Origin of the sequence: Halomonas sp. AOP43-D1-4, from assembly GCF_052446175.1 — a bacterium.
In the GTDB taxonomy this organism is placed as follows: domain Bacteria; phylum Pseudomonadota; class Gammaproteobacteria; order Pseudomonadales; family Halomonadaceae; genus Vreelandella; species Vreelandella citrativorans.
On record NZ_JBQSVY010000033.1, the window covers coordinates 1 to 3,161 of the forward strand.

The following is a 3,161-nucleotide window of genomic DNA, read 5'->3' on the forward strand; positions in this document are numbered from 1 at the left end:
CCAGACTCCTTCGGGTTATAGGGTCAAGCAATGAAGCGCACACGGTGGATGCCTAGGCAGCCAGAGGCGATGAAAGACGTGGAAGCCTGCGATAAGGTTCGGCGAGGTGGCAAACAACCTGTGACCCGGACATCTCTGAATGGGGAAACCCACTGACCACAAGGTCAGTATCCTGTACTGAATACATAGGTGCAGGAGGCGAACCAGGGGAACTGAAACATCTAAGTACCCTGAGGAAAAGAAATCAACCGAGATTCCCCCAGTAGCGGCGAGCGAACGGGGACCAGCCCTTAAGCAGGTGACTGATTAGACGAACGAGCTGGGAAGCTCGGCCATAGCGGGTGATAGCCCCGTAGTCGAAAATCTGATCCTGTGAAATCGAGTAGGTCGGGGCACGAGAAACCTTGACTGAAGACGGGGGGACCATCCTCCAAGGCTAAATACTCCTGGCTGACCGATAGTGAACCAGTACCGTGAGGGAAAGGCGAAAAGAACCCCGGAGAGGGGAGTGAAATAGATCCTGAAACCGTGTGCGTACAAGCAGTAGGAGCAGACTTGTTCTGTGACTGCGTACCTTTTGTATAATGGGTCAGCGACTTATATTCAGTGGCGAGGTTAACCGTATAGGGGAGCCGTAGGGAAACCGAGTCTTAACTGGGCGACACAGTCGCTGGATATAGACCCGAAACCGGGCGATCTATCCATGAGCAGGGTGAAGGTTGAGTAACATCAACTGGAGGCCCGAACCAGGATCTGTTGAAAAAGATTTGGATGACTTGTGGATCGGAGTGAAAGGCTAATCAAGCCCGGAGATAGCTGGTTCTCCTCGAAAGCTATTTAGGTAGCGCCTCACGTATCACCGCCGGGGGTAGAGCACTGTTTCGGCTAGGGGGTCATCCCGACTTACCAACCCGAGGCAAACTCCGAATACCGGTGAGTGCAAGCGTGGGAGACACACGGCGGGTGCTAACGTCCGTCGTGAAAAGGGAAACAACCCAGACCGTCAGCTAAGGTCCCCAAATTCTGGTTAAGTGGGAAACGATGTGGGAAGGCTCAGACAGCTAGGAGGTTGGCTTAGAAGCAGCCATCCTTTAAAGAAAGCGTAATAGCTCACTAGTCGAGTCGGCCTGCGCGGAAGATGTAACGGGGCTAAACCAGATACCGAAGCTACGGGTTCATCCTTAGGATGAGCGGTAGAGGAGCGTCGTGTAAGCCGATGAAGGTGAGTTGAGAAGCTTGCTGGAGGTATCACGAGTGCGAATGCTGACATGAGTAACGATAAGGGGAGTGAAAAACTCCCCCGCCGGAAGACCAAGGTTTTCTGTTCGATGCTAATCAGAGCAGAGTGAGTCGGCCCCTAAGGCGAGGCCGAAAGGCGTAGTCGATGGGAAACGGGCTAATATTCCCGTACCGGACATGATTGCGATGGGGGGACGGAGAAGGCTAGGTGGGCCAGGCGTTGGTTGTCCTGGTGAAAGTCAGTAGGCCTGGGTCTCAGGTAAATCCGGGACCCTTCAAAGCCGAGAGACGAGACGAAGACACCACGGTGTCGAAGTCATTGATGCCACGCTTCCAGGAAAAGCCTCTAAGCTTCAGATCATGTGCGACCGTACCCCAAACCGACACAGGTGGTCAGGGTGAGAATCCCAAGGCGCTTGAGAGAACTCGGGTGAAGGAACTAGGCAAAATGGTGCCGTAACTTCGGGAGAAGGCACGCCGGCGTAGGGTGAGAGGACTTGCTCCTTCAGCCCGAACCGGTCGAAGATACCAGGTGGCTGCAACTGTTTATTAAAAACACAGCACTCTGCCAACTCGCAAGAGGACGTATAGGGTGTGACGCCTGCCCGGTGCCGGAAGGTTAAATGATGGTGTTAGCCCTCGGGCGAAGCTCTTGATTGAAGCCCCGGTAAACGGCGGCCGTAACTATAACGGTCCTAAGGTAGCGAAATTCCTTGTCGGGTAAGTTCCGACCTGCACGAATGGCGTAATGATGGCCACGCTGTCTCCACCCGAGACTCAGTGAAATTGAAATCGCCGTGAAGATGCGGTGTACCCGCGGCTAGACGGAAAGACCCCGTGAACCTTTACTATAGCTTCACACTGGACGCTGATGTTGCCTGTGTAGGATAGCTGGGAGGCTTTGAACTTCGGACGCCAGTTCGAAGGGAGCCAACCTTGAAATACCAGCCTGGCATCATTGGCGTTCTCACTCAGGTCCGTTATCCGGATCGAGGACAGTGTGTGGTGGGTAGTTTGACTGGGGCGGTCTCCTCCCAAAGAGTAACGGAGGAGCACGAAGGTACCCTCAGCACGGTCGGACATCGTGCAATGAGTGCAAGAGCATAAGGGTGCTTGACTGCGAGACAGACACGTCGAGCAGGTGCGAAAGCAGGTTCTAGTGATCCGGTGGTTCTGTATGGAAGGGCCATCGCTCAACGGATAAAAGGTACTCCGGGGATAACAGGCTGATACCGCCCAAGAGTTCACATCGACGGCGGTGTTTGGCACCTCGATGTCGGCTCATCACATCCTGGGGCTGAAGTCGGTCCCAAGGGTATGGCTGTTCGCCATTTAAAGTGGTACGCGAGCTGGGTTTAGAACGTCGTGAGACAGTTCGGTCCCTATCTGCCGTGGGCGTTGGATGTTTGAGAAGAGCTGCTCCTAGTACGAGAGGACCGGAGTGGACGACCCTCTGGTGTTCCGGTTGTCACGCCAGTGGCATTGCCGGGTAGCTATGGTCGGACGGGATAACCGCTGAAAGCATCTAAGCGGGAAGCCCCCTTCAAGATGAGACATCCCCGAGGCCTTGAGCCTCCTGAAGGGCCCAGCGAGACCAGCTGGTTGATAGGCACGGTGTGGACGCACTGCAAGGTGTTGAGCTAACGTGTACTAATGGCCCGTGAGGCTTGACCCTATAACACCCAAGGGGTCTGGTCGCAGTGACAACGATGAAGATACCGGATACGCGCGCTGGGCGAGAAGCCGCCTGGTACGAGAGACGATCACACGACACAGCATGATGTACATTGACAGTTACGCCTGACGACCATAGCGAGCGTGAACCACCTGATCCCTTGCCGAACTCAGTAGTGAAACCGCTTAGCGCCGATGGTAGTGTGGGGTCTCCCCATGCGAGAGTAGGTCATCGTCAGGCACTTATT

General features: G+C 54.8%; 2 rRNA genes. Both read left to right on the plus strand.

Going from position 1 to position 3,161, the window contains the following annotated elements:
* Positions 1 to 21: 21 nt before the first annotated feature.
* Positions 22 to 2,914, plus strand: a 23S ribosomal RNA gene (locus ACT3RQ_RS17595).
* 124 nt (positions 2,915 to 3,038) lie between these two features.
* Positions 3,039 to 3,154: ribosomal RNA gene (rrf, locus tag ACT3RQ_RS17600) — 5S ribosomal RNA — on the plus strand.
* Positions 3,155 to 3,161 lie beyond the last annotated feature (7 nt).